Source organism: Flavobacterium azooxidireducens, from assembly GCF_023195775.1.
GTDB lineage: Bacteria > Bacteroidota > Bacteroidia > Flavobacteriales > Flavobacteriaceae > Flavobacterium > Flavobacterium azooxidireducens.
Window position 1 is genome coordinate 417,450 of the sequence record NZ_CP096205.1, and the last position, 26,071, is coordinate 443,520.

29 protein-coding genes are annotated in these 26,071 nt (G+C 31.8%); 21 read left to right on the forward strand and 8 right to left on the reverse strand.

What is annotated here, in order from left to right:
* Nucleotides 1-65: 65 nt before the first annotated feature.
* Entirely contained in the window at nucleotides 66-1,106 is a 1,041-nt protein-coding gene (locus M0M57_RS01895) for an IS110 family RNA-guided transposase (RefSeq protein WP_248432818.1), read from the reverse strand.
* 625 nt (nucleotides 1,107-1,731) lie between these two features.
* Here M0M57_RS01895 and M0M57_RS01900 point away from each other — a divergent pair.
* The gene (locus M0M57_RS01900) at nucleotides 1,732-2,442 is read left to right on the forward strand and encodes a DUF4197 domain-containing protein (protein ID WP_248434860.1); all 711 of its coding nucleotides are present in this window, start codon (nucleotides 1,732-1,734) and stop codon (nucleotides 2,440-2,442) included.
* Nucleotides 2,443-2,702: 260 nt separating this feature from the next.
* Here the strand turns inward: M0M57_RS01900 and M0M57_RS01905 are convergent, their stop codons facing one another.
* Nucleotides 2,703-3,488, reverse strand: a complete 786-nt coding sequence (locus M0M57_RS01905; protein ID WP_248434862.1) for an alpha/beta fold hydrolase — start codon at nucleotides 3,486-3,488, stop codon at nucleotides 2,703-2,705.
* Nucleotides 3,489-3,595: 107 nt separating this feature from the next.
* Here M0M57_RS01905 and M0M57_RS01910 point away from each other — a divergent pair, with 107 nt between their 5' ends.
* Nucleotides 3,596-3,751 carry a hypothetical protein gene (locus M0M57_RS01910; RefSeq protein WP_248434864.1) on the forward strand — a complete coding sequence of 52 codons (156 nt, stop codon included), beginning with the start codon at nucleotides 3,596-3,598 and terminating at the stop codon, nucleotides 3,749-3,751.
* Here the strand turns inward: M0M57_RS01910 and M0M57_RS01915 are convergent.
* The 5 genes from M0M57_RS01915 to pyrF all read right to left on the reverse strand — a co-directional run bounded on the left by M0M57_RS01915 (nucleotide 3,746) and on the right by pyrF (nucleotide 7,633).
* Nucleotides 3,746-4,534, reverse strand: coding sequence for an ABC transporter substrate-binding protein (locus tag M0M57_RS01915; protein WP_248434865.1), 789 nt, complete (start codon nucleotides 4,532-4,534; stop codon nucleotides 3,746-3,748). The two genes, M0M57_RS01910 and M0M57_RS01915, sit on opposite strands and share 6 nt — an antisense overlap.
* The gene (locus M0M57_RS01920; protein WP_248434867.1) at nucleotides 4,531-5,334 is read right to left on the reverse strand and encodes an MORN repeat-containing protein; all 804 of its coding nucleotides are present in this window, start codon (nucleotides 5,332-5,334) and stop codon (nucleotides 4,531-4,533) included. Before M0M57_RS01920 ends, M0M57_RS01915 begins: the two co-directional genes overlap by 4 nt.
* 11 nt (nucleotides 5,335-5,345) lie before the next feature.
* The gene (locus M0M57_RS01925) at nucleotides 5,346-6,152 is read right to left on the reverse strand and encodes a DUF2490 domain-containing protein (protein ID WP_248434869.1); all 807 of its coding nucleotides are present in this window, start codon (nucleotides 6,150-6,152) and stop codon (nucleotides 5,346-5,348) included.
* A gap of 162 nt (nucleotides 6,153-6,314) precedes the next feature.
* Nucleotides 6,315-6,812: a hypothetical protein gene (locus M0M57_RS01930; RefSeq protein WP_248434871.1), complete on the reverse strand. Its 498-nt coding sequence runs from the start codon at nucleotides 6,810-6,812 to the stop codon at nucleotides 6,315-6,317.
* 2 nt (nucleotides 6,813-6,814) lie between these two features.
* Nucleotides 6,815-7,633, reverse strand: coding sequence for an orotidine-5'-phosphate decarboxylase (gene pyrF, locus M0M57_RS01935; RefSeq protein ID WP_248434872.1), 819 nt, complete (start codon nucleotides 7,631-7,633; stop codon nucleotides 6,815-6,817).
* 159 nt (nucleotides 7,634-7,792) lie between these two features.
* Here pyrF and M0M57_RS01940 point away from each other — a divergent pair, with 159 nt between their 5' ends.
* From M0M57_RS01940 to M0M57_RS02000, 13 genes are all read left to right on the forward strand, one after another.
* Nucleotides 7,793-7,978 (forward strand): CsbD family protein, encoded by a 186-nt coding sequence (locus M0M57_RS01940; RefSeq protein WP_248434874.1) that lies wholly within the window; start codon nucleotides 7,793-7,795, stop codon nucleotides 7,976-7,978.
* A gap of 68 nt (nucleotides 7,979-8,046) precedes the next feature.
* Nucleotides 8,047-9,180: an AI-2E family transporter gene (locus tag M0M57_RS01945; RefSeq protein WP_248434876.1), complete on the forward strand. Its 1,134-nt coding sequence runs from the start codon at nucleotides 8,047-8,049 to the stop codon at nucleotides 9,178-9,180.
* Between the two features lie 68 nt (nucleotides 9,181-9,248).
* Nucleotides 9,249-9,803, forward strand: coding sequence for a helix-turn-helix domain-containing protein (locus tag M0M57_RS01950; protein ID WP_248434879.1), 555 nt, complete (start codon nucleotides 9,249-9,251; stop codon nucleotides 9,801-9,803).
* A 19-nt stretch (nucleotides 9,804-9,822) separates the two neighbouring features.
* Nucleotides 9,823-10,269 carry a response regulator gene (locus M0M57_RS01955; protein WP_248434881.1) on the forward strand — a complete coding sequence of 149 codons (447 nt, stop codon included), beginning with the start codon at nucleotides 9,823-9,825 and terminating at the stop codon, nucleotides 10,267-10,269.
* Between the two features lies 1 nt (nucleotide 10,270).
* The gene (locus M0M57_RS01960) at nucleotides 10,271-12,043 is read left to right on the forward strand and encodes a sensor histidine kinase (RefSeq protein WP_248434883.1); all 1,773 of its coding nucleotides are present in this window, start codon (nucleotides 10,271-10,273) and stop codon (nucleotides 12,041-12,043) included.
* Nucleotides 12,044-12,055: 12 nt separating this feature from the next.
* Nucleotides 12,056-13,054: a YihY/virulence factor BrkB family protein gene (locus M0M57_RS01965; protein ID WP_248434885.1), complete on the forward strand. Its 999-nt coding sequence runs from the start codon at nucleotides 12,056-12,058 to the stop codon at nucleotides 13,052-13,054.
* A 200-nt stretch (nucleotides 13,055-13,254) separates the two neighbouring features.
* Nucleotides 13,255-13,767: a hypothetical protein gene (locus M0M57_RS01970; protein WP_248434887.1), complete on the forward strand. Its 513-nt coding sequence runs from the start codon at nucleotides 13,255-13,257 to the stop codon at nucleotides 13,765-13,767.
* Nucleotides 13,768-13,803: 36 nt separating this feature from the next.
* Complete coding sequence (locus M0M57_RS01975) at nucleotides 13,804-14,445, forward strand: porin family protein (protein ID WP_248434889.1); 642 nt, start codon at nucleotides 13,804-13,806, stop codon at nucleotides 14,443-14,445.
* Between the two features lie 25 nt (nucleotides 14,446-14,470).
* A complete protein-coding gene (locus M0M57_RS01980; protein ID WP_248434891.1) occupies nucleotides 14,471-14,623 on the forward strand; it encodes a lmo0937 family membrane protein in 153 nt (50 codons plus the stop codon).
* Nucleotides 14,624-14,640: 17 nt separating this feature from the next.
* Nucleotides 14,641-14,922 carry a YtxH domain-containing protein gene (locus M0M57_RS01985; RefSeq protein WP_248434893.1) on the forward strand — a complete coding sequence of 94 codons (282 nt, stop codon included), beginning with the start codon at nucleotides 14,641-14,643 and terminating at the stop codon, nucleotides 14,920-14,922.
* 12 nt (nucleotides 14,923-14,934) lie between these two features.
* Entirely contained in the window at nucleotides 14,935-15,324 is a 390-nt protein-coding gene (locus tag M0M57_RS01990; RefSeq protein WP_248434895.1) for a phage holin family protein, read from the forward strand.
* A 4-nt stretch (nucleotides 15,325-15,328) separates the two neighbouring features.
* On the forward strand, nucleotides 15,329-15,715 hold the full coding sequence (locus M0M57_RS01995) for a hypothetical protein (RefSeq protein ID WP_248434897.1): 387 nt from the start codon (nucleotides 15,329-15,331) through the stop codon (nucleotides 15,713-15,715).
* Nucleotides 15,716-15,719: 4 nt separating this feature from the next.
* Nucleotides 15,720-16,382, forward strand: coding sequence for a hypothetical protein (locus tag M0M57_RS02000; RefSeq protein WP_248434899.1), 663 nt, complete (start codon nucleotides 15,720-15,722; stop codon nucleotides 16,380-16,382).
* A 54-nt stretch (nucleotides 16,383-16,436) separates the two neighbouring features.
* Here the strand turns inward: M0M57_RS02000 and prfA are convergent, their stop codons facing one another.
* On the reverse strand, nucleotides 16,437-17,510 hold the full coding sequence (prfA, locus tag M0M57_RS02005; protein WP_248434901.1) for a peptide chain release factor 1: 1,074 nt from the start codon (nucleotides 17,508-17,510) through the stop codon (nucleotides 16,437-16,439).
* 106 nt (nucleotides 17,511-17,616) lie between these two features.
* Here prfA and M0M57_RS02010 point away from each other — a divergent pair, with 106 nt between their 5' ends.
* From M0M57_RS02010 to M0M57_RS02035, 6 genes are all read left to right on the forward strand, one after another.
* The gene (locus tag M0M57_RS02010; protein ID WP_248434903.1) at nucleotides 17,617-18,090 is read left to right on the forward strand and encodes a DUF6265 family protein; all 474 of its coding nucleotides are present in this window, start codon (nucleotides 17,617-17,619) and stop codon (nucleotides 18,088-18,090) included.
* A gap of 1 nt (nucleotide 18,091) precedes the next feature.
* Nucleotides 18,092-19,288, forward strand: coding sequence for a hypothetical protein (locus M0M57_RS02015; protein WP_248434905.1), 1,197 nt, complete (start codon nucleotides 18,092-18,094; stop codon nucleotides 19,286-19,288).
* 282 nt (nucleotides 19,289-19,570) lie between these two features.
* Nucleotides 19,571-20,350, forward strand: coding sequence for a hypothetical protein (locus M0M57_RS02020; protein ID WP_248434907.1), 780 nt, complete (start codon nucleotides 19,571-19,573; stop codon nucleotides 20,348-20,350).
* Between the two features lie 451 nt (nucleotides 20,351-20,801).
* A complete protein-coding gene (locus tag M0M57_RS02025) occupies nucleotides 20,802-23,204 on the forward strand; it encodes a TonB-dependent receptor (RefSeq protein ID WP_248434908.1) in 2,403 nt (800 codons plus the stop codon).
* Between the two features lie 61 nt (nucleotides 23,205-23,265).
* Nucleotides 23,266-24,459 carry a PepSY-associated TM helix domain-containing protein gene (locus M0M57_RS02030; protein WP_248434910.1) on the forward strand — a complete coding sequence of 398 codons (1,194 nt, stop codon included), beginning with the start codon at nucleotides 23,266-23,268 and terminating at the stop codon, nucleotides 24,457-24,459.
* Between the two features lie 318 nt (nucleotides 24,460-24,777).
* Nucleotides 24,778-25,875, forward strand: a complete 1,098-nt coding sequence (locus M0M57_RS02035) for a hypothetical protein (protein WP_248434912.1) — start codon at nucleotides 24,778-24,780, stop codon at nucleotides 25,873-25,875.
* Nucleotides 25,876-26,071 lie beyond the last annotated feature (196 nt).

Here is a 26,071-nt window from a genome sequence, read left to right on the forward strand (position 1 = left end):
TAAAATCTAAATTTTTATTAGTTTTGTTTTTCAAGACAGTCTCTGAACTAGTCTCTATAGCGTGTTTAAACCATTTGTGTTTGCACGCTATTTTTTGTTATATATTCTTTATCGTAAACTGTTTCATTTTTGAATAAAATATAGATTAGTTCGAGTAACTTTCTTTGAACTGCTACCAAAGCTTTCATTTTAATACCGTGTTTAGACACTAATCTTGCGTAAACACTTTTAAAATTTTCATCCCATTTTACAGCACTTAATGCTGGTAAATGCAATGATTTTCTTAAAAACCTATTTCCTTTCTTGGATATTCTTGGCTTCCCCTTTACTGAGGTTCCTGATTGCTTTTCTTTTACATCCAGTCCTGCATAACTAGTTAGCTGAGATTTGTTTCTTATTAATTCAAAACCGTTTGTTTCCGCTAAAACTGTCACTGCGGTTAATTCACCAACACCAGGTATTGATGTAACTCTTTTGATGATATTGGACACTTGAAGATCAGCTTTTGTAATTTCGTTGATTTCTTTTTTTATTTCTTTTTCTTGTAAATTCAATAATACTATTCTCTTTTTCATCCTATCAAGACTTCGTTCATTTGGCATAGCTTCTACACTTTCAGCATGTATTTGGTTTTTAATATTACTCCTCTCTTGAACAATTTGCTCTCTTTCACGGGTAAGCTGTTGTAGCTCCCTGTAAATGCTTTTAGGCTTTGTCCATCGATCTAATTTTCGCTCTAATCCAAATTGTGCAATTGCTTGCGAACAACTCTTATCGGTTACTGTTTTTTGTTCTAAGGTTCGTATGTAATTACTAATCTTATTGGGTAATACAATACTTACCTCACAACCGTTATCGACTAAATGATATGCAAACTTTTGATGATAAACTCCGGTTGCTTCCATAACGTAACGTATGGGAAGCTCTTTATCTATTTGCTTATTTACCCATTCAACCAATGATTTAATTCCAGAATCACTGTTTTTAAAAACTTTGTAACTAAATAACTCAATGTTGAAATCTTCATATATACGGCCTAAAGTAATGACTAATTCCTTTTGAGCAACATCAATTCCTGCGACTTGTTTTAATAATTTTTTAATCATTTTTTTAATATTAGTAATTGATAAAGTGATGTATCTTCCTTCGTCTTTTCTCCTAGTTGGATATTCAAGATATTAAGCAATACTCAATTCTTTACATTCTGTTCAAACTCTAAAAGATAAAAAAGAAAGAGGTAATATCTATCGAACAATATACTTCAAGAGTTATTTAGCCATCGGTATACTCTCTTTCTTTTCACTTTATTTCTTCAAATTTATAATATCAACTTTATTTTGCAAACATAGGAGCTATCGGGACGGATTCATTTGGCTAACAATTTCATTAATTTGAACACTGAGACTTTTTTTTGCCACGAAGAAAAAAAGGCACAAAGTTTATGAAACTGAAAAATGGACGCATCAACTTGAAACCTGAAACTTGAAACCTGAAACTTCTTTTTACCACTGCTCCCCTAGCCCCGATAGAAGTGGAAAGCCTTGTGCAGGATTGTTGTATTTTTTCTTGGCGAAAAAGAGCGACCTTGGGAGCTACTTTTTTGCCTTAGAAAAAAACAACAAGACAAACAAGCTTGGAATGGAAAGCGGGAATAGCTTCTTAAAAAAAACTAATTACTGATGGAAAAGGCATGGTAATTGCTTATTTTTGAAACATTAAATTATATCAAGTATGAAAAAAACGATTTTACTTTTATGTGCCTTTACTTTTTTTGGCTGTGCTGAGATGCAGCAAATTGCCGCTCAACTTCCTCAAACCGGCGGTATCCTTGGGAATGCCGACATTGCCAACGGGTTGAAAGAAGCCTTGAACAACGGAATTGACAAACAGGTTTCGAAATTGACGAAAACGGACGGTTTTTATAGAAATGAAGCGGTGAAAATTTTGTTGCCTGATGAGTTGAAGATGGTGGATTCAAGGCTACGTGCAATGGGTTTATCGAGCTTGGCCGATGAAGGTTTGAAAGTGTTAAACCGTGCTGCGGAAGATGCTGTGAAAGAAGCGACTCCGATTTTTGTGGATGCTGTGAAGCAAATGACGTTTAATGACGCAAAGAATATTTTGATGGGAAATCAAACGGCGGCGACTTCGTATTTGCAGAATTCGACTTCGACGGCGTTATATGGAAAATTTAATCCGGTGATTAAAAATTCCTTTAGCAAAGTGGGTGCTGATAAGGTTTGGGAGAATATCATTACGCGTTACAATTCGATTCCGTTGGTGAAAAAAGTGAATCCTGATTTGACGGATTATACTACTACAAAAGCAATGGAAGGCGTTTTTAAAATGGTTGCTGTAGAAGAAAAAGAGATTAGAACAAATTTAAGTGCGAGAAGTTCTGATTTGTTGAAGAGGGTTTTTGCGATGCAGGATAATAAGTAACCTCCCCCCGCCCCCTCTAAACGAGGGGGAGACGAGACGTGAAAATTTATGCAAGATTTGAATTTCTTACTTTGTTGTTATAGGATGGGTGATGGGTTTTCTGACAGAGCTAAAAATTTAATAATCAATAACATATATATAACAAATGCTTAACACAACGTACTGATTTTTCTGCCGATATTTGCAGTATAAATTTAAGGTTTGTTTGGTTAGAGTTAGTTAGTAAAAAGAAAGTCAGTGATTGAGACCGCTGACTTTTTTTATGCTTTAGACTGAACGAAAGAAATGACAGCCGAATTAAATTGAAGCGGTTGCTCAACATTTACTACGTGTCCGCAATTTTCTATCACAAATAACTCTGCCGTTTTATAGTGTTTTTCAACGACTTGACGCACGGATGGCAAAAACATATAGTCTTCTTGGCCCATGACATAAAGGGTTGGAATATTGATTTCGACTTGACGAAACCAGCGAAGAACCGGATTTATTTCGGCGGTTAATTTAAACCATTTGATGAATTCTTTTTGGTATAATTTTTTTGCTTCGTTAATGAAAAGTAATCGAGATTGTTTGTGATTTTTCTTTGGCATAATCACAAAGGCGAAAAAACGATAGAGTACTAAATAGGGTAAAACGTATTTGAAAATATTTCCGAGTTTCATTAAAATCTGTGAGCGGAAATTCATTTTTAATATTGCTCCGCCCATGATCATCGATTTTACTCGGGTGGGATGCATTTCTGCCAATTGTCTGATAACGATGGTTCCGAGCGAAATGCCGACAAAATGAGAAGATTCTATTTTTAAATGATCGATTACTTCGTAAACATCTTGGGCAATGGATTTGAACGTATATTTTTGTTTGAATCCGTTTTTGAGGTTTGGTTTTGATTCGCCGTGACCTCTTAAATCAAGTAATAAAACATTAAAGTGTTTTTGAAATTCTCTGATTTGCTTGAACCAAATAGACGAACTTCCGCCGGCACCATGCACGAAAGTAACCCACTCTGAAGAAGTTTCGTTTTTGTATGTTGTGTAGAAAATCAAAGTTTTTTACAAATGTAACATTTTTACATAAATTTTGAATCTTAACAAATCATAATGAAAATATAATAATTTGATAATGTATCTTTGCAAAATAAAATTTCACCCCAATGAAAGGCGTTTTTAAAGAAAATAAAGATTTAAAGTTTTTGAAAGAAGAATTTTCAAACTTTTTGAAAAAGAAAAAGCAACCTATTGCTGAAAAACCGGAAAATGTTCAAGCTGAAAAGAAAGAAACGTTGGTTTTAGAAGAAGTTGAACTATAATTTTTCGTGTAACGTTTTAAAGTAATCGAAAGCTTTTAGTATTCGGCTTCCGTACCAAGAAAAACTTTCTCCATCCACTTGGATAATTTTTACATTTGAAGTGAATTTTCCAATTTGATCTTCATGACTTTGATTGAATGGATAGGGTTCTGAAGACAATAAAATTAAATCGACTTCACTGTTTTTAATTTCATTCTCATTCATTTCCGGATAGCGAGGCTTGTTACAGGCGTTTTGAAAATTGTTTAGCTTTAACATGGCATCAATAAACGTATCTTCTCCTGCTACCATATAGGGTTTTGCCCAAATAAAATAAAGTGCTTTTTTGATTGGTTTATCAACCATAAAAAACTGAAAATCATTGTAAGCCAAACTTATTTTTGAAATCCATTGCTTCGCTTCTTCTTGTTTATTGAACAACTGACCAAAGTCGTCAATCATTTTGAGATTGTCTTCTACCGACTTAATATCTGTGACAATAACGGGACAAATTTGACTTAATTCATCTACAATTGCTTTTGTGTTTTCCTCTTTGTTGGCAATTATTACGTCTGGATTGAGTTCTTTAATTTTAGTAAAGTCTACAATTTTAGTTCCGCCAATTATTCTTTTTGTTTTTTTTAAGTGGATGGGATGAACGCAAAATTTTGTGATTCCCACCATTGAATCTTCTAAACCCAAATCATATAGAAGTTCAGTTTGTGAGGGAACGAGAGAAACGATTCGTTTGGGCGAAGTTTCAAATTGATGAAGATTATCAAGTTGGTCTTTTATTTGTATCATCTCACTAATTCATCATTTTCCCAAATTCCTTCTTTTTTTAGTTTTCCGTTCTTTTTAAACAGCTTTCCCTCCCCATGACGTTGATCATTTTTCCAAAAACCTTTGTACACTTCGCCATTTTTCCAATGATATTCTCCGTATCCGTCTCTTTTATCATTTTTAAATTCACCTTCATAATGTTCGTTGTCTTTCCAAGTAAAAATTCCTTTTCCGTGACGGAAATTATTTTGCCAATATCCTTTATAAATACTTCCTGTTTCAAAAATCCCAACTCCAAAACCTTCTGCATTTCCGTTTTTAGTTTGTCCGATGTATTGAAATTTTTTACCTTTTGAACTGGTTAAATTCAAAATTCCACTTGCCATCTGAAGCTCGTTTAACTTGGATTTTGCCACTTCTAAATCATTTTTCGTTTTTTCTAAATCACTTATTGCAACTTTATCATAGGCAATTATTGTATCATGTACCGTCTTTTCTCTTTGACTCAAAATGATTTTTGGCGACGTATTATTGGATTTATTTTGTAACAATTCAACTGTATTTATCCAAAGTGAATCTGACATTGGAATTGACTTAACTATTGTATTTGCTTCTTGTTCAAAACCTTCTAAATATAAATGAGTAGCTTGGAAGTATTTTTTATATGTTTCTAAAGAATCTATTTTGAGCGTATAATTCTCTTTTAATTCTTTTAACTCATTAGATTGCTTTTCTATTTTATAATTATATAATAAGTAGAAGCACAATCCTGTTAGAAAAATACTGCTTAGAAGTAAAATATAATTTTTTCTTTTAGTCATATTAATTTCCATTAGTCTGAATATCTTACTTGTTGATCATTAGATTTCCACAATCCACTTAATTGATCGATATATAGTCCAACCATGATTCCTCTTCCGTGATCAAACTCATATCCGGTTGCTCCACGAGTTCGAAATCTGTCAACATAACGTAATTCGAGTCTTGCTACATCTAAGAAACGATAACCTAAACCTACATATAATCTATTTTGGTTAAAGGTATTAAGCACCACATTTTTACCGATATTTAGTCCAATTTCGTTTGAAACAGCTGCATATAATGTATTGTTTTCATAAAAATCATTGGAGTTAATCATGTATCTAATTCTGTAACGAAATCTAAATCGTGTAAAAAAACGATATTCATCTGAGTCAGCTTGTTCTTGCCACCGCAATTCGTAACGATATCGCCAAGTATGCATCCACTTTCCATTATCATGTTTGTAATGGTGGAAAAATTGAAAAGTAGTTCTTAGTTCATGATAATTAGGTCGTTCCAGATCTTCAGGTTTCCCAACATATTCGTTGGTATGCATGTATCCGATTGGTGAAATTGAAAGTCGAGAATTTTTAGTAAATTGATAATTAATCCAAGGTCTGATGCTGGTTCGCAAATGGCTATCAAACATGCTTCCGGAGTTTAATTCGTTTTTGCTTCTGTAGACAAAATCTGCTCCAACGCCCCAATTTTCATTGAAAAACTCATTAATTTCTGTTTTGTGCCAAAAAACAGAATGCGGGTAAACAGTTTTTCTCTCCTGAGCATAATTCAGTAGTGGAGAAAATAATAATAAGGCTAATACTACTCTATATTTCAATTCTTTGTGTTTTATCAAAAAACAAAAATAGGTTTCTCAATAAAAATTAAAAAATAATACTCGTTAATTTCCTGCTAATTTTTAACATTTAGGAGGATTTCTTCCGTTTGAAGGTTTAAAAATTTTTGTTTATTCTCAGTTGATATTGGAAAAAACTAATCACTATCTATCCAGATAATCTGCTATTCTTTTATAATTTGTTATCAATAAATAGCCAAGAATAATATTAATCAAACTCACTGACAAATTAAAATAATCTACTTTTTGACCATCTATTCCATACACACTAACCTCTTTTTTAAAAGCATTAATAATATGGTATAAGAAATTGGGAACATAATCAATAACCAAAAAGAATCCAACCAACAGAATAGCAAGCTTTAGTATTGCCAAGGAATTCAAATTTCCTAAAATGATATTTTCCTCATCAAAACCTTTGTCAAGTTCTAACTTATTGATGATAGAATCGGCTTTATAAATCAAGAGAAAACAAATAAAAATACCAATAAACAAACTCCCTAATGCAATGAAGATAAAGGTATAATCTTCATAATAAATAAAAGACGAAATTGTTTCCGGAAGCAATGTAAATATGCTAATTATAAAAGAATAAAGCCCGAATATTTTAATCAGCAACCTAAAAAAATCTCTTTTTGTCATCTTTATTTGGTTTTAAGAATTTCTTCCATTTCCTTTTGCAATTTCAACGCTTCTTCTCTAGCTTTTGCTGCAAAATCTGATTCATTTGAAGCATAAATAATACCGCGTGAAGAATTAATTAATAATCCAACATTGGCATTCAATCCGTATTTACAAACTTCCTGTAAACTTCCTCCTTGTGCTCCTACTCCGGGAACAAGAAGAAAACTATCGGGAACTATTTTTCTGATTTCCGTAAAATATTCTGCTTTGGTGGCTCCAACCACATACATTAAATTCTGACTATTTTTCCATGTTTTGGATGTTTCTAAAACATGTTTATAAATTTCAGTTTCGCCGGAAAGCTTCGTTTGAAAATCGAATGCACCTTCGTTGGAAGTTAATGCAAGTAAAATGGTGTGTTTGTTTTCGAAAGCTAAAAACGGTTCAACTGAATCTTTTCCCATGTAAGGAGCAACGGTGACGGAATCAAAATTCAAATCTTCCAAAAATGCTTTTGCATACATGGATGACGTGTTGCCAATATCACCACGTTTGGCATCGGCTATCGTAAAAATTTCGGGATAATTGGTATTGATATAATCGATGGTTTTTTGTAACGATTGCCATCCTTTTAATCCGTATGCTTCATAAAAAGCAGTATTTGGCTTGTAGGAAATACACAAATCGTGTGTAGCATCTATAATGGATTTGTTGAATTCAAAAATTGGGTCTTCGGTTTGAAGCAGGTGTTTTGGAATTTTATTTAAATCCACATCCAAACCTATGCATAGAAATGATTTTTTAATGTAAATTTGTTCAATAAGTTGTGCTGTAGTCAAGGTGTTGGTTTTTGTAGTTTGGCAAATTTACAAAGTAGATTTAGACAATCAATGAAATTATATAACAATCTCGAAAAATTGTATAACAAGACACGTTGAATTTCATGGTAAGTTTGTAAATATAAAAACAAACATATTATTAATTTAAAACTAAATATCATGAACACAACAGATTTAAAAGGAAAATGGAACGAGTTAAAAGGTAAATTAAAACAACAATATGCCGATTTAACGGATGATGATTTACTTTACGTTGAAGGAAAAGAAGACGAACTTTATGGAAGAATTCAACAAAGAGTTGGTAAATCTAAAGAAGAAGTTAAAAATATGATCGACAAGCTTTAATAAGCACAGTTACTGAAAAGAGGAATTATAAAGATTCCTCTTTTTTTAAATTTAACCAATATTGTTACATGCTAACCACTGTAAAAAAAGACAATCATCCTGCCTTAAACCTACTTTTTATAATAAGTTTGGTTTTTGTTTTATTTATACTCAAACCGATTGTCGTGCCTATAATAATTGCTATTATTTTAAGTGTGTCGGTTTTTCCGTTTGTATTATATTTAGAAAGAAGATGGCACTTTAATAGAGTAGTTTCTGCCATTTTTGCAATTTTATTATTATCATTACTAGTCTTTGCCTTAATTACATTTATCGGTTTTCAAATTTCCGATATTATGGACAAAGGAAGTGAATATGCCGATAAATTAAGTCAAGTCTACAATGATCTTGCCGCAAAAGTTGAAACCACTTTCGGCATTGATAAAAGTGAATTGTCTTTAAAAAAGTTAAATCTTGGTGAAACTTTAAAAGAGAATTCCTCTAGTATCATCGAATTTGTTACCATGTCCGGCAGTATTTTCACTGATGTGATTTTAATTCCGCTTTATATGTTTTTCTTTTTAATTTACCGTAAATTTTTTAAAAGTTTCTTTTACAGAGCTTTTTCAAAAGACGGAAATACATTAAAAGCCAAAACAATTTTGAGTAAGCTTTACGATGTGCAACAAAACTATTTAGTGGGGTTGTTTATGGTAATGGGAATTGTTGGCGTTCTTAATTCTATTGGTTTATTAATTTTAGGAATTGACAATGCCATTTTCTTTGGTTTTCTTGCCGCTTTGCTGCTTTTAATTCCTTACATCGGAATTATTATAGGATCGCTACTTCCGGCAATTGTTGCACTAGCCACCAAAGATTCTTTATGGTACCCAATTGCTGTAATTGCCATTTTTGCATTTATTCAATTTATTGAAGGAAATTTTATAACACCCAAAATAACCGGATCGAAAGTGAGTATTAATGCTTTTGTTGCCATACTTTCAATCATTTTATTTTCCATGCTTTGGGGAACAGCGGGAATGATAGTTGCTTTACCGGTAATTGCCAGTTTAAAGGTTGTATTTGATACAATTCCGGAACTAAAACCGTATGGATTTTTGATTGGCGAACCATTGGATGAACATTTGAGAAGCACTGCACGAATCCGATTAAAAAATTGGAAAAAAATCAGGAAAGAGAAACTTAGTCAAGTTAAAGTTTAACTATTACAAGGACACAGCTTAAATTATCAAAAAGATTTATTTAATTTTACTCAATATCCAAATTCTTTATGAAAGCCTTTTTAAAATTTGATTTCAATGTCTTGACCAAAAAAGTCTTAGAACAAAAGCTAGGAGAAATAGGTTTAAATCCAATTATACTAAGTTTTGGTGAAGTGGAATTTTTAGAAAATATTTCTGCTGAAAAAATGAAGGAAATGACTGTTTTATTAAACGAATTCGGCATTGAAATAATTGAAAATCAAAAAAGTATCTTGGTTCAAAAGATAAAAGACACCATTACAGAAATGGTAAATAGCGAAGAACCTTTGTCTGTAAAAAGTTCGGTTTATCTCACAGAAAAACTGAATCATAGTTATGGTTATTTATCTAATTTGTTTTCGGAAGTAACTTATACTTCTATTGAAAATTTTATTATCATCCAAAAAATTGAACTAGCAAAAAATTTAATAATTAATAATCAACTCACATTAACCGAAATTGCATTTAAATTAAACTATTCAAGTGTGGCACATTTGAGTACACAGTTTAAAAATATTACAGGAATTACGCCATCCGCCTTTCAACGAATCATCGCCAAACGAAGATTAAACACATTCAACTAACTATAAATAAACACTTTGTATGCAAAAAGAACACATTACCATTGCCTTGGCCGATGATGATGAAGATGATCGTCTTTTTTTTAAAGATGCCTTTGAAGAATTAAAAATTAATACTGTAGTTTCTACCCATTGCGATGGTGAAGAATTGATGAATTATCTTCACGATCCCGAAACCATTTTGCCAAATATCCTTTTTTTAGATTTGAATATGCCTAAGAAAAATGGATTTGAATGTTTATTAGAAATTAAAAAAGTGCAAAAGTTTGATGATATTGCCATCGCCATTTATTCTACCTCTTCATCGGAAGAGGATATAGAAAATACGTTTGTGCAAGGAGCTAATATTTATATCAAAAAACCAAGCGAATTTAGTACGTTAAAGAAAATTTTAAGCGAAGTAGTTACGCTAAATTGGCAATACCACACCTCCGGATTAAACAAAGAAAATTTCTTATTAAGAATGTAAAATGAAAATTCAAGACCTAAAAAAATCGACTTTACTACTCAAAATCGCGTTTGTGGTTTCTTTGGCAGTCATTTTATTTACGGCTTCCGTTTCTTATAAACATATTATTAATCTCAACAAATCGAGAGATTTAGTAATTCATTCCTATGAAGTTCAATTGGAACTTGAACGTGTAATTTCATACATTAAAGATGCCGAAACCGGTTACCGTGGCTATTTACTCTATGGCGACACCACCTTTTTAGATTCCTATTCTAACTCAAGAGAAAAAGTTAATAAAGCTTTTTTCAATTTAAAAAATCTTACGGCCGACAATCAATCACAACAAAAAAAGCTAAAAGAACTTTATCACTTGATTGTTTTGCGATACACTTATTTTAATAAAAGTTATGAAGACAAAGATCTTTATAAAAAATATTATGAAGCCAATGGCAAGAAAGTGATGGATCAAATTCGGAAAAAAGTTGACGAAATGGTTTCTCTTGAAAACAGCATTTTGAAAAAACGTGAATTTGATTTTCGAGATTCTGTTTCCTACACACCTCTTTATGCTTTATTGGTCATTTTCATCACATTATTTTTTATTGTTATTGCTTACATTAAAATTAATAGCGATTTTAAAAAAATAGAACGATCCAATTCCAGGTTACGGGTTTCGCAAGAATCCATCAATCAAGCAGAAATTTTAGGAAATTATTGTAGTTGGACATGGAATTTGGAAAAAGATGAAATTCAGTTTTCAGATAACCAGTTTAGACTTTTTGGATTAGAACCGCAAGTTTTTGAAGCAACGCACACCGATTTCTTAGGTTTTGTTCATCCGGATGATTATGAAGTAACATCAAAAGCAATCAATGATATTCCTGTTAATGAAAGTCTTCCTACGATTAACTATAGAATAATTAATAAAAATGAAGAAGTTAGACATTTGCGTTCGGTTGGAAAATTATTCATCAATCGTTTTAACGAAAAAATCATCATCGGAACCACGCGAGATGTGACAGAAGACATTGTGAAAAAAATTATTCTTCGTGAAAAAAATACCGATTTAGAAAGAAACAATAAAGAATTAGTCGAATTTAATTATGCTGCCAGTCATGATTTGCAAGAACCATTAAGGAAAATTCAAACCTTTATTTCTCGTATTAATGAAAAAGAAAAGGAAAATCTTTCAGACACCGGAAAAGAATATTTAGAAAGAATTGTGGTTTCTGCAAGCAGAATGCGAGTTCTAATTGATGATTTACTTCAATATTCCAGAACCAATAAAACGGATGCCAGTTTTGAAGAAGTAGATTTGGATGAAACTGCCACAGCTGCAGTTCAAGAATTATCTCAATTAATTGAAGAAACAAATGCAACGGTTGATTTTTGTAAACTACCGACAATTAAAGGTATTCCTTTTCAATTAAGACAATTATTCATTAATCTGATTAATAATTCCATTAAATACAAAAAGCCGGATCAACCGCCAATCATCACTATATCGTACGAAAAAATTAAAGCCAGTGATGATGATCAAATTGATGATAATTCAAATAGAATGTACCATAAAATTAGTTTTGTTGATAACGGAATTGGTTTTCATCCGGATGATTCTAAAAAGATATTCTTATTATTTAATCGACTTCACGCCAAAGACAGTTATCCAGGAACCGGAGTTGGATTAGCCATTTGTAAAAAAATTGTCAAAAATCACTACGGTTTTATTTGTGCCAATGGTCAACCCGATGAAGGTGCTCTAATCACTGTGTATTTGCCAACCGAATACTAAAACACAATTCAAATGCCTGTAATTCAAACCTATTTCAAATCTTTTTATGAAGTTATAAAAGACACAATTGATGGCTTTTCTGAGTTCAAAATACTCAAAATGAGTGCATCTTTGGCCTATATAACTGTGTTTTCATTAGCTCCGCTACTTCTCGTTATTCTTTTTATTTGTGATGTTTTTTGGGGAAGAGAAGCCATTGAAGGTGCTATTTATGCTCAAATGAAAGATTTTCTTGGACCGTCGGCTGCAGTGCAAATTCAATCAATGATTCAAAATTTGGCATTATCACCCAATAGCACTATTGCAGCCGTTATCGGAATTGGAACTCTAATTTTTGCTGCAACATCAGTATTTGCAGAAATTCAAGATTCAATCAATACCATTTGGAGCTTACGACCGAAGAAAAGATCTGGAATTTGGTTATTCATCAAAGCCAGACTATTATCGTTTGGTGTAATTGGAAGTCTTGGATTTATTGTCTTAGTCGCTCTTGGTTTTTCTACTTTGTTAGACGGCATTAGTGATCGATTAGCTGAAACTTATTCTGAAATCAGTATTGGATTTATCTATTTTTCAAACATTTTGGTCACTTTTATCATTACCTCTTTACTTTTTGGAGCCATTTTTACGATACTTCCAGATGCAGATATTACTTGGAGACAAGTTCGCGTAGCAGCTTTTACAACAACTGTATTGTTTATGTTTGGAAAGTTTTTAATCACATTCTACATTTCCAATTCAAATATTGGTGATGTTTATGGAGCCGCCGGCTCAATTGTTGTTTTAATGGTTTGGGTTTACTATTCGTCTGTTATATTATATTTAGGTGCAACATTTGCTAAATGCTATGCAGTAAAGTTTGCAGAACCAATAAAGCCATCTAAATATGCAGAAATTGTTCAATATATATCAGTAACAACAGATGCCAAAACAATTCAATCGGCAGATCATGAAATCAAAGATTTGAAAAAAGAAAAGGAGATTTGTATTGATGACATTAAAAATAGTTAAGAAATTCATTTATTCCGATTTTAAAATTCCTCTTATAAAATTAAATCTCATGTAAAAATGAGATTTTTTTTTGCTTAAAAACCCGTCAAAACCCTTTAGAAACAGGCAAAAGTGGTAATTCTATAACAAAATAAAAATATCTTGTAACACTACCCCTGCTTGATTGTTGCAACTTTGTAATGTTAAATCAAGTGAATAAAATGAAAGGAATTAACATAAAAAAGTTTTTTGAAATAACGGCATCTCTCGTAATGATTATAATTATATCAACATCATGTAATGACGAGGAAGAAAAGAAAATGACAAAATCAGAATCTAATTTTGAAATTGAAAGTATTACAAAGTTGAGTAGTATTAATTTGAAAATAAAATCTGCGATAAATCAGTTCATTAAAAAAAGTAACGATACTTTATTAATAGAAATGTTTTCGGAGATTAAAAAGAATCATAGTCAAGTTGACACTATTGTGGATTTTGTTGCTCAAAAAAAATTAATTGTTTTGACAGATGGATTTTCAAAAAAAACATGTGCCGTTGAAACTTCAACCGACAATGGATTGAAAGATTTGAAAAAATTTTTAGAAGATGAAAAAGATAAATTGAAAAAAATTCGTCATAAAAATAAAATTACAGAATTGAATGATTTTTATGAAAGAAAAATTGAAGAACTAGAACAAAATATTGCCACAATTAATATTTTTTTAGAAACCTAAAATAAACCAATTCAATAATTATTTAAATTTTAAACTATGAGAAAACTAATTTTAACCGCTTTAACCTGTGCCGCTTTTACAATATCAAATGCACAAACAAATGACAGTTCTGCTTCAGGAGCAAGTTTTGGAATAAAGGGAGGAGTTAACTTCTCAAATCTTTACACAGAAGATGTAGATGATAACAATGTGCTAACCAGTTTTAATGTAGGTGTTTTCGTTTCAATGCCTTTAACCAATTTCTTATCCATTCAACCCGAATTTCTTTACTCAAGAAAAGGTGCCGAATTGGTATATGACAACGCTTTTGCATCAGGAACAGGAAAATTCAAATTAAATTATATTGAAGCTCCAATTTTGTTAAAAGTTAATTTAACCAAAAACTTGAATGTACACGCCGGTCCTTATTTTGCCTATTTAATTGATGCACAAGTAACAAACGAATCTGGCAGTGGAAATTTTGATTTTGAAGAAAACATTGATAATGATGATTTTAACAAATTTGATTATGGTATTTCAGCCGGTGCAGGATTTGATTTTGAATCAATAGGTTTCGGAGTTCGATACAACTACGGCTTATCAACCGTTGGTAAAGAGAGAAGCTTCTTAGGTACAACTTATACTTTTCCTGACGGAAAAAACAGTAACTTAAGCATTTATGCTGCTTATAAATTTTAATTAGTAACATTTAAAAACATATATTATGTCAAACTTATTATACACCGTCGCAGTAGTATTAGTAATACTCTGGGCACTAGGATTTTTTGTTTACAGCATCGGATCAATCATCCACATTTTATTAGTTATCGCTGTAATCGCTATTTTATTTAGATTAATCAAAGGAAGAAATATATAACCATAAAAACAGAAATTATGAAAGCATCAAATGTAGTATTAGGAGTATTAGGCGGATTAGCCGCAGGAGCAATTTTAGGTGTATTGTTTGCACCGGATAAAGGTGAAAACACCCGTAAAAAAATTGCCAAAAAAAGTGGTGATTTAAAAGATACAGTTAAATCAAGTTTTAATGATTTTTTAACTTCAGTTGAAGATCAGTACCATTCACTTACTTCAAAAGCAGAAGACGTTGCTCAAAACGTAGCCAATGAAGGAAAAGCGAATCTTGAAAAAATTAACCGCGAATTGAATAAATAAAAATTATAAATCATGGAAAATATAGCCACAAACTTAGGTAAGCTTTACGACAAAGCAGAACAGTATTCAAGAACGAGTTTAGAACTCATTAAATTGAATGCAATTGATAAATCATCAGATGTTATATCATCACTTGCTGTAGTTGCTACGCTGGCTTTTATTGTGGCTATATTTACATTATTTATAAATCTTGGACTAGCATTGCTAATTGGTAATGCGTTAGGAGATTATGCCATGGGGTTTTTCATTGTATCCGGATTCTATGTTTTTGTTGGAATCATTCTATATGTATTTAGAAAAAACTTAATTAAAATTCCAATCGACAATATTGTTGTGGGGAAATTAATGAAAGAAAAAGATGAGAAATTCTACGAAGAAACCATCAATAATTCAAATCTATAAAACCATGAAAAAGCCAACACAAAACGAATTATTGGATCAAAAAATTGCTCTTTTAACACTTCAACACAGGCAAGAATTAGCCGAGATTAAAGAACAATTTAATCTCGTAAAAGAAAGCATTTCTCCATCAAACATTATTCAAGAAGGATTGCAAGGGGTTTATGAAACAGTAACCAATAAAAATCATTTGCTTCCAACTGTACTAAGTCTTGTTGGTGGCTATATTTCAAAAAAAGTTATTGTGGGTAGTTCCAGTAATCCATTCAAAAAAGTGCTTGGTACCGTTTTACAATTTGTAGTGACCAATTACTTAACAAAAGTAAGTTCAAAAGAAGAAACTGTTTCAGAAACAGAAGAACCAGAAATAAATTATAATAACCTTAAACTTTAATAAAATGAAAAATTTAAAATCAATTATTGCTGTAACGCTAGTAAGTGCTACACTATTTTCTTGTGCAGATGAAAAAAAAACACAGGCTAAAAATGCTGTTGACAATTACACCTCTTATGTTGACTCAATCAGCAATGCTAATTCAGAAGAGTTAGCTGCAAATTGGGATGATGTTGAAAGCACTTATGTTGCCAAAAAAATTGAAGCAGAAAGTGCTTTAGAAAATTTGGAAGACAGATCAGAATACGATGGAAAAGTAGAATCAGCTTCTGCAAAATATGAAGAATTCAAAGCTAATTTGGTGGCTGAAAAACAAAAAGCTGATGCTGCTAATTACAAAGCTAAAGTAAGATCTTCACTTTTTGGTGGTCAAGAAATTAATGACGACATGAGTTTTGCTTGGGTAAATAAAGATAACATCTTACAAACCTATGAAACTTTTGTAAACACGGCTTCTGATAACAAAGACAACTATACAAGAGAAGAATGGGACGAAATCAAATTGCTTTATGAAGCATTAGATACTCGTAAAAACACAGTTGAAAAAGAAGGTTTATCTTCTTCAGATAATTTAAAAATTGCAGGATTAAAAACTAGATTTGCTACTTTCTTTAAAGTAAACAGAGTTTCTGCAAAATCAACAGAAAACGCTGAAGCAAAAGAATAACTAATATCCTTTTGTGAATGAAAAACGGAGTCAAATTGACTCCGTTTTTTTTATTTAAAATACTTCCGATTCTTTTAATTTTTCAGTGTTGCTCACTAATTGCAACTCTTCAATCATTTTATGAATGTTCCCGTTCATAAAACCATCTAAGTCAAAAATACTTAAACCAATTCGGTGATCGGTGATTCTTCCCTGAGCATAATTGTAGGTACGGATTTTTGCTGAACGGTCGCCACTACTCACTTGCGAAGTACGTTTAGTAGCATCTTCCGCCTGCTTTTTAGCCAATTCCATTTCATACAAACGTGAACGTAAAACCGTTAACGCTTTGTCTTTGTTTTTATGCTGCGATTTTTCATCCTGACATTGAGCCACCAATCCGGTTGGAACGTGCGTCATTCGTACAGCCGATTTGGTTGTATTCACCGATTGACCACCAGGACCTGACGAACAGAAATAATCAATACGAACATCATTCATATCAATTTGAACGTCAAATTCTTCCGCTTCCGGTAAAACCATTACGGTTGCAGCAGAAGTATGCACTCGTCCTTGTGTTTCCGTTTGTGGAACACGTTGAACGCGATGAACTCCGGCTTCAAATTTCAATGTCCCGTAAACATCTTCTCCGGTTACTTCAAAAATCACCTCTTTAAAACCGCCCGCAGTTCCGTCGTTCATATCTACAACAGAAGTTCTCCAACCACGACCTTCGCAGTATTTAGTGTACATTCTGTATAAATCTCCTGCAAAAATAGAAGCTTCATCCCCACCCGTTCCGGCACGAATTTCAACCATCACATTTTTTGCATCTTCGGGATCTTTCGGAATCAACATAAACTTGATTTCGTCTTCTAGTTGTGGCATGCGTTCTTTGGCATCTTCCAATTCCATCTTGGCCATTTCAACCATTTCAGCATCCGAACCATCGGCAATAATTTCGTTGGCTTCTTCGATACTTTGTGTCAAACGGATGTATTCTTCACGCTTATCCACCAAACCTTTTAAGGTTTTATATTCTTGGTTCAATTGCACATAACGCTTCTGATCGGCAATCACATCAGGCTGAATAATCAAATCTGATATCTCGTCGAAACGTTGTTTTACATATTGTAATCTGTCTAACATAGTCTTATAACTCTTTTTGGAGTGCAAAAGTACGATTTTTTGTTTCAAGTGTCAAGTTTCTCATTTCAATGTTTTGTTGTAGTATTGTTAAATCAAATTATCCATCATGAAAAATATAATTTACATCGCATCCTTCCTACTATTTTGCTGTTTTTCCTGTCAACAAAAAGCAACAACGTATGCAGAATTAGAAAAAGTAAACTGGTTTTTAGGCAAATGGGAAAACAAAACTACCGAAGGTACTTTTTCAGAAGAATGGAAAGTAGAAAATGATTCCGTTTATTATGGAAAAAGTCATTATGTAGTGAAAAATGATACAATATTTACTGAAACTATAAAGTTAATTCAATCAAAAAAAAATGTATTTTATATAGTAACAACAATTCCTCCCCAAAATGGAGTAGAACCCGTAAGTTTCAAATTAACTTCTTCTACTACAGATTATTTAGTTTTTGAAAACCCTGAACACGATTTTCCTAAAAAAATCACCTACAAATTAGTTACCAAAGACAGTTTGTATGCAGAAATTAGTGGTGATGGGAAGAGTCAGGGTTTTCCGTTTAAGAAAAAAGTAAATTAAAATGGCAAAAGTAACATATTATTTAGGAGCAGGAGCTAGTTATTATGCATGTCCAATTTTAGACAAACAGGCAGAATTAATGATTAAATTAGCCAGTCATGAATTAGAAATACACTTCAAAAATATCAACCCCGAGAAATATCCAAATGGTATAAATTTCGAATTTGACAAAAACAAGAAAAATCATCTTCCTCAAGATAACAAGACACAAATTTTATGGGACATTGGTTACTTTGGGAAAAGAGCAGTAGAATATAATACAATTGATACTTACGCTAAAAAACTATTTCTAAATGAAGAATTTGATGAATTAAGAAAGTTGAAAATGTCTGTCAGCATTTTTTTTGATTTGTGGGAGAATTTCTCAGTATCAAGATATAATCATTTCTCTAAACATGAATATTCGTTGATAGAAAACAAATATATACCCTCAAATTTTCCAATTTTTTCTAAAATTGATTCTAGATATAAGTCACTATTTTCAATATTACTTGAAAAAAATACTGAAATTAAAATTAATGAAAATTTTAAATTTATAACTTGGAATTATGATTTACAATTAGAAGAAACATTTAATCTGTTTTTAAATGAGCACCATGAAAAAAATTTAAACTCTATAAATAAATATTTTAAATACAAGACTAATAACACCGAAACTAATGATGTTTTTCATTTAAATGGATACAGAGGTTTTACAAAAACAAATGATGGAAGAGAAATTATTCTAAAAGAAAAAGTTGATATTGATGACTATTGGAAAAGCGTTGAAGGATTTCATGAAGCAATAGTAAGAAAAAATATTACATTTGATAACCATATAAAATATGCTTGGGAACACAAATTAGAGAACAACCCATTTTTTAATAACATTTATAATGTTTTAAATGAAACAGAAATTTTAATAGTTATCGGCTACAGTTTTCCTCCATTTAATAGATCAATTGACCAATTACTTTTTTCAAAATTAGATTCAAAGAAAATTAAAAAAATTGTCTATCAAGATCCTAATGCATCAAAGCAACTAATTGAAAATTTATTTAAAAATCCAAAAGAATTTACAAAAAAAATTGAAATATTATCAGACCAAAAAGATTTAAAACAATTTTATTTACCAAATGAACATTTTAATTCACAAGAAACTCCTGAGAACAAAATATATACAACTGATAAAAAAACTATAAATAAAATTCAATATTGAAATCTTATCTTTAAACATCAAAGTATTCCTCTAAATGTAGTTTATATATGAAAATTAGTGGTGAATGGAAGATTCGATTAATTTGCATTAAATAAAGTAAATCGATAGAATGACGCCTTAGATTCGCTTATTTTTAATCTGAGGTTTTAGTTTCAAAATAAAAAGCTTTAAATTTTTCTTTATATTTAGTAGACAAAAAAACTGATTTTATCAAAGCTATAAACGAGTTACCAGCAATTTTTCAATATGCGTAAACCAACAGACATTTGCTTGCTATGCAAAATGAATCATTCTACAAAAAAAAATTCACACATTTTTCCAAAGTTTCTTTCTACAATTTTTTTGGGAGCGAAAGGAACTTCGAGAAAGGGTTATGATCTTTCGAGCGAAAACATCTTGAAGAAAAAACCACGAGTAATTCAAGATTCAATAAAGGAAGATTATATCTTATGTGAAGACTGTGAAGCTTATTTTGGTGTAATTGAAGGTATCTCCACTGATACATTTTTAAATTGGAAGCAGAAAGTTATAACTGGCGAATATTTACTCAAGAAAATTATTGATGATTTGGAACTTTTAGAATGTGTTACTGCTGATAAAAAAAATATTTTTTTACTCATTTATTCTATTTTTTGGAGAGCAAGTATTTCAGAAGACATTTTTTTTAAAAATTTTAAAATCATTTCAGAATTTGAAGAAGAGTTAAGAATTATATTATTAGCTCATAAAAGCATTAAAAAAACAGAATACCTAGAGAATTTAAAAAAAATTGCGGATTTTAAAATTTTCCCGGTTTCAATTATGACTGCAAAATCGTTCACAAACAACACTGCAAATATGCTTTTTGCTCCATCCTCAATTGATCCTTATTCTTTAATTGTTGATCAATTTAGCTTTTTGCTTTTTAGAACTTCAGAAGAAATCATTGAGTTTGTTAAGGGTTTTAGTAATATAAAAATAGACGATTGTAGAATAATGGTTTATTCAGAAAAACTTTGGCATTTTACGATTATGGAAAAACCTATTGAAGTTTTCGTAAAACAGGCAACAAAAGGTAAATAAGTCATAACTGTTGGTAACAGCCATTTGAGTTAATAGCTTTTTTGTCTTTCTTGAAAACCCCTAAAATTCAACATTTCTTAGTAAATTTTTCTTTAACTTGCCCCTACTACGCCAAGCGACGGAACGTTAAAAGCCATTTAAAGCTCATGAACGTCTTTTAAAGTAAACCAAAAAATCCCGACTCTCATCGGGATTTCTATATTCTATTCTCTATATTCTTACTTCTTCACCGGAATATTCTCCAAAATTTCCAACACAAACTTCCTACATTCTCTAACAAAAAAATTAAAATTTATTCAAATAAAATAATTTTAAAAAAATCACACTTGATTATCAATACGTTATTATTATTTCACAAAATTTATTTAAATTTAATCTAAATAAGCTTTTAAATTCAAAATCTGCTTTTTACTTTTGCTGCGTTATTTTAAATAAATCTAAATAAAGCAGGATGAAAAAACTAGTCCATATTTTAAGTCTTTTTATGATCATTTGGAATGTTTCAGCACAAAGCGGAACAATTTCAGGAACAATCAAAAACAATCAAAATCAACCTTTAGAAAATGTAAATGTGGTGCTAAAAGGCACTACCATAGGCACAAGAACAAACCTTGAAGGTCAATTTACATTAAACAATATCCAAAACGGTAATCACACTGTATCTATTTCACACATTGGTTTTGCTTCAAAAGAAATAACAATCAATTTGGCTAATTTTAATGATTTGGGAATTCTGATTTTACAAGAAAACAATCAAGCTCTTGAAGAAATTGTTCTTAATGGAAAAGTAAACAAATACCGAAGAGAAGAAAGTACTGTTGTTTCCAAAATGCCATTGAAAGACATTGAAAATCCACAAGTTTATAATGCAATTCCATCTGAACTTTTAAAAGAACAAGTGGTTACCAATTTTAATGATGCCCTTAAAAACGCCACCGGTGTAACCAGACTTTGGGAATCAACCGGAAGAAACGGTGATGGTGCCGAATTTTATTCGATGCGTGGTTTTGCAGTTCAACCCACTATGACAAATGGCTTGCCTTCATTAACAAACACAACTATCGACCCAATTAACGTTGACAATATCGAAGTAATCAAAGGGCCTTCGGGAACTTTGTTTGGAAGCAGTGTTATTTCGTATGGTGGCTTAATCAACGTAGTTACCAAAAAACCGTATGAGCAATTTGGTGGTGAAATTAGTTATATCAACGGCACCTATGGCAGCAATCGTCTTACTGCTGACATCAATATTCCTTTGAAAGACAAAATAGCTATTCGGGTTAATTCGGCTTACACAACAGAAGAATCGTTTCAAGATGCCGGATTTTCAAATGCCTTTTTTATCGCTCCTTCTTTAAAATATGAAGTGAGTGACAAATTGACTTTCTTGGTTAATACCGAATTTTACAAAAATACTTCGGCAAAAGCAAGTATGATTTTCCTAAGTCGCTATGCTCCGCTTTCCTTTGACAACATGAGTTTGTTTGAACAAAACTATAAGAAATCATTCACTTCCAATGATTTGACGATGAACAACAATTCGTTCAACATGCAAATGCAGGCGTTGTATAAACTTTCAGAAAATTGGACTTCGCAAACAGTTTTATCAAAAAGCACTACCAAAACAAACGGCTATTATCAATACTTATGGGATTCTGCTAACGGTGACGAATTTACTCGTTTCATTTCGAAAGCGGATGGAACATTTTACACCACCGATATTCAACAAAATTTCATCGGCGATTTCAAAATCGGAAAGATGAGAAATCGTTTAGTAGCCGGATTGGATTATTATAATTCAAGATTAATTAATGGCGGTGCAGGCTGGATTGGTTATGGAACAGTTTCATTGGTTAATGGTACAGATACAAACGGAGTAGACCTAAATGGAGACCCACTTCAAACCGTTTTAACTCAACCGGGTGTAGATAATGCACTTGCTGGAAGTTTTGGTGGAAATACCGAAGCCAATCAAGAAGTAATCAGTGCCTATGTTTCAGATGTATTAAATATTACAGAAAAATTATCGGTTATGGCAAGTTTACGTTTGGATTATTTTGATGGAAAAACATCGCAATATGATGCTGAAGAAACTAAAAGTCAAGTAGCCATTTCGCCAAAATTTGGTGCAGTGTATCAATTGATTGAAAACAAAGTTTCCGTTTTTGGTAACTATATGAATGGTTTTCAAAATGTGGCTCCGATTACCGTTGCCGATTTGGATGGAAGCAATCCAAGAACAAAAGAATTTGATCCGGAACAAGCCAATCAATATGAACTTGGTTTAAAAACAAGTTTGTATAAAGATGTGATTTCGGCTTCCATTAGCTATTATAACATTCAGGTAAAAGATAGAGTGATTACCGATCCAAACAACATCAACAATTCCATTCAAGGTGGCGAAGTAGAAAGTAAAGGAATTGAAATCAGCCTTGTGGCAAATCCGATTAAAGGTTTAAATATCATTACCGGTTTTAGTAAAAACAATGCCGAAGTAACAAAAGAAACACCCGGCGATGGTTACCTAGGTTTACGTCCGGAAGAAGCGGGTCCCGAAACATTAGTTAACTTTTGGGCAAACTATATGATTACCAGCGGACAATTAAAAGGTTTTGGAATTGGTTTTGGTGGAAACTATGCAAGCGAATACAAAACCTTAAACAGAGCTAACATCGGAACGTTTGAATTACCTTCTTATACGGTTTTAAATTCGGCTTTATCGTATGACAACAGCAAGTTTAATGTGTCTTTAAAATTGAACAATCTATTAAATGAAAAATATTACTCTGGTTGGTCAACCGTTACGCCACAACGTTTACGAAGCATAACCGCTGGTGTTACGTATAAATTTTAATTCATACTGTTAGTTTAAATATAAGCTCCTCATTTCAATGGGGAGTTTTTATCATTTTTATATGAAAAAAACAAAATTCAAAAAAGGAATTCGAAAATTACATCTTTGGTTAGGTTTATCAACGGGGTTGATTGTGTTCCTGATTTCGATTACCGGTGCGATTTATGTGTTTCAGGAGGAAATTACCAATTACCTTCGAAAAGATGCCATTTATCATCACGAAGAAAACATCTCTGCTAAAGAACCGCTTTCACTAAAAGTTTTAGAACAAAAAGTGGATGCTCATACGAAAGAAAAATACCCTATTCATTGGGTTACCGTACCTATTGATAAAAGCCGAAGTTATGTTTTTTATTACTACGAACGAAATCCGGAAGGCTGGAATTTTTACGAAGAATACGTGGTTTATAAATCCGTTTATGTGAATCCGTTTACCGGCGAAGTTCGAGGGGTTTATGATGAAACAGTCGATTTTTTCAACATCATCAAATCGATTCATTTTAGTTTTATGTTGAATACCGAATGGGGAACTTATGTCTGCGGAATTCCAACGTTGATTTTTCTTTTTATGCTGATTTCGGGAATCATTTTATGGTGGCCCAAAAATAAAAATGCCCGAAAACAACGTTTTACATTTAATTGGAAAAACGTAAAAAGTTGGAAACGTAAAAACTATGATTTGCACAACATTTTAGGATTTTACATTTCATCCTTAGCTTTTGTGGTTGCCTTTACGGGATTGTTTTATGCGTTTTTCTTCATTCAAGCCATTTTATACTTCGTGTTTTCGGGCGGAAGCACAACTTACCCAGACTTTTCGCATATTCAGACCCAAGCTCCTATTGAAATGCGAAACGAACATACGTTGGATAAAATTGGTAAAAAAGTTGAAACCTTATATCCGGATGCTTTTCAATACAGTTTAGATTTTGGTTACGAACATTTAGACGACCACGAACATCCGAATTATGATGTGTTTGTAAAGCAACTCTCCTACTCCTATCATGTGAACCACAGTTTGATTTTTGATGAAAATTCGGGTGAGTTATTGCACCAACATTCACATCAAGACAAGAATTTAGGCGAAAAAGCCGTTGCTGCCAATTACGATATTCACATTGGAGCTATCTTTGGCATTTGGAGCAAAATTTTAGCGATGATTATCAGTTTAGTTTGTGCCTCCCTACCCGTTACTGGATTTCTAATTTGGTTTGGCCGTAGAAAGAAGAAATCAAAAGAAAATCTAACAAATTAAAACAGGTAATTTAAAACCGTAAATTAGCAAATTATAACCATTTATTAATTTGCGAATTTGTGGTAAATAAAACTTAAAACTATCTCCCCGGAATACTCTAAAATAGCCAACACAAACTTCTAATAATTTTGTACCGATCATCTAGAATTTCACGACGATTGCTTTTTGTAGATTGGATTTAGAAAGTTGTCACTATTTTTTTATATTTGGGAAACAAAAAAACTGATTTTATCATACATATACCCCTATAATTGGGTAGATAAGTCTGATTTGTTAAGCGTATAAACAAGCTATGCGTCATGCTAAAAAAAAACTACAATGAAATTAGATCTATTCAAAAATTTACCAGATGTTCCCGAAGGATTATTACACCCAAAATTTTTATTACTCCGAGATAATATACTGCTTGAAGGTGAACGACAAATATTACTAAATTGGACAATGGATTTTGTAGACCGAGACAATAAAATTGTAAAAGAATTTCAAACTTCATTTCATTCAAGTTTCTGGGAATTTTATCTATTCAGTGTTTTTAAGGAAATTGGTTTTGAAATTGATTTCTCAAAAGACAGACCTGATTTTATCATTAATCATCCAAGAGTGATTTATATCGAAGCGGTTGTGTCAAATATAAAAATAGATGGTAGAGACGAATCAACTAGAACAGCTGACGATGTATCTTCAATGATAGTTCCTCCTAGACTTCAAACGGACTTTTACGAAGTACTAAATGAAGCAATCGTAAGAAACTCGAACGCAATTCACAGTAAAAGTGCCAAGTATTTAGATAAATATATTAAACTAGATTGGGTAGAAGAAACAAATCCGTTTATGGTTGCTCTTAGTTCTTATGGTCAGGTGAATTATGGTAGGGAATATTTTTACCCCTTGTTAGCTTTATTATATGGCCAATACTTTCGACCAGAAATAGACAATTATGAATTCAAAGAATCTATAAACAAGCCGGGCACTACATCTACAATTCCGTTAGGATTGTTTAACGATTATTCATTTGAACATATATCTGGAATAATCTTTTCTTGTACGATGACGCTAGGAAAATTAACATCTCTTTCAATATCTGAAGCCAATTCTGAATTACAACAGAATAGTGTTTTGAACATTCGTCACGATTATGAACCGCCATATTATAAGCTACAAGAAGTTTCAAAAGATAATCCTGAGTATTTGAGTGATGGACTATTTATATTTCACAATCCATTTGCTAAAAGAAAATTAGATTTAAGTTTTTTTCAACCCACTAATGCTATCCAAGTGATACGAACTGATAAAGGCTTACGATTTGAAGGAGAAAACTCACCATTGTTTTCTAGGCTAAACTTACCTAAATTTATGATAAATGACACGCTTAAGAAAAATATAATATTAGATTTTAATGCTGAGCACAACGCATAACAGCGGTTTTAAGAAATGGAGGCTTCGTTATTTAATGGAATGGTATTTTCGTATATTTAACTTTGGTTCTATCGAAATGGTTAGGAAACGAAAATACTCAACTTCTTAAAGCTGAGTCGACGTTATAAACTGTTTATGGCAACTCTACTTTTTAAAATGTAAACCAAAAAATCCCGACTCACATCGGGATTTTCTC